The sequence below is a fragment of the Streptomyces torulosus genome (genome assembly GCF_001419765.1).
GTDB lineage: Bacteria > Actinomycetota > Actinomycetes > Streptomycetales > Streptomycetaceae > Streptomyces > Streptomyces torulosus.
This window is the reverse complement of record NZ_LIRK01000973.1, coordinates 1-1,608: the sequence shown is the minus strand read 5'-3', so window position 1 is coordinate 1,608 and position 1,608 is coordinate 1. Positions and strand designations below refer to the sequence as shown.

Here is a 1,608-nt window from a genome sequence, read left to right as displayed (position 1 = left end):
CCCTCTCTCCCTCCACTTCCGCCTCCTCTTCCCTCCCCCTCCCTTCAAGGAATCACCGTGACCAGACTCAGCGTCGAGATACTGGCAGCAGACCCCGTCGAGCCGATCACCTCGGCGGGCCACGCGCAGCTGGGCATAGCCGTACTGGCGGGCATCGCCGTCATCGTGCTGCTCATCACCAGGTTCAAGGTGCACGCCTTCCTGGCCCTGACCATCGGTTCGCTGGCGCTCGGCGCCTTCGCCGGGGCACCGCTGGACAAGGCGATCGTCAGCTTCACCACCGGGCTCGGGACGACCGTGGCCGGGGTGGGTGTGCTCATCGCGCTGGGCGCGATCCTCGGCAAGCTGCTCGCCGACTCCGGCGGCGCCGACCAGATCGTCGACACGATCCTCGCGAAGGCCGGCGGGCGGGCGATGCCGTGGGCGATGGTGCTGATCGCCTCGGTGATCGGGCTGCCGCTGTTCTTCGAGGTCGGGATCGTGCTGCTCATCCCGGTGGTCCTGATGGTCGCCAAGCGCGGCGGCTATTCGCTGATGCGGATCGGTGTCCCCGCCCTCGCGGGCCTGTCCGTCATGCACGGCCTGATCCCGCCGCACCCCGGGCCGCTGGTCGCGATCGACGCGGTCAAGGCCGACCTGGGGGTCACGCTGGCGCTGGGTCTGCTCGTCGCCGTACCGACCGTGATCGTCGCCGGGCCGCTGTTCTCGAAGTACGCGGCGCGGTGGGTGGACGTCCCGGTGCCCGAGCGCATGATCCCCGCGCGTGCGTCGGAGGAGCTGGAGAAGCGACCCGGGTTCGGGGCGACCATCGCGACCATGCTGCTGCCCGTCGTGCTCATGCTCGCCAAGGCCCTGGTGGACATCGTGGTCGACGATCCCGAGCAGATGGTGCAGCGGGTCTTCGACGTCGTCGGCTCGCCGCTGATCGCGCTGCTCGCGTCGGTGATCGTGGGCATGTTCACGCTGGGGCGGGCGGCCGGGTTCACCAAGGAGCGGCTGTCGTCGACCGTGGAGACGTCCCTCGCGCCGATCGCGGGCATCCTGCTGATCGTCGGGGCCGGCGGCGGCTTCAAGCAGACCCTGATCGACTCCGGGGTCGGGCAGATGATCCTGGAGATCTCCGAGGACTGGTCCATCCCCGCGCTCGTCCTGGCCTGGCTCATCGCGGTGTGCATCCGGCTCGCGACGGGCTCGGCGACCGTCGCGACCATCTCCGCGGCCGGGCTCGTGGCACCGCTGGCCGCCGACATGTCGACGACCCACACGGCGCTGCTCGTCCTCGCCATCGGCGCCGGCTCCCTGTTCTTCAGCCATGTCAACGACGCCGGCTTCTGGATGGTCAAGGAGTACTTCGGCATGACCGTGGGCCAGACCATCAAGAGCTGGTCGGTCATGGAGACGATCATCTCGGTGGTGGCGGGGGCACTCGTGCTGCTGCTGTCGCTGGTGATCTAGGACGCCGGTCCAGCGCGATGGGCGTCCGGCCGCGGGCCGGGGCCCATCGCGCGGGCCGGGCGCCCTTTGCGCGGGCCAGGCGCCCTTTGCCCAGGCCGGGCGCCCTTTGCCCAGGCCGGGGGCCCATCGCGCAGGCCAGGGCCCGGCTACCGG

1 protein-coding gene is annotated in these 1,608 nt (G+C 70.5%); it reads left to right on the top strand.

Features of this window, described 5'->3' with window-relative positions:
• The first annotated feature begins 57 nt into the window (after positions 1 to 57).
• The gene (locus AOK23_RS43230) at positions 58 to 1,455 is read left to right on the top strand and encodes a GntP family permease (RefSeq protein WP_055717830.1); all 1,398 of its coding nucleotides are present in this window, start codon (positions 58 to 60) and stop codon (positions 1,453 to 1,455) included.
• Positions 1,456 to 1,608 lie beyond the last annotated feature (153 nt).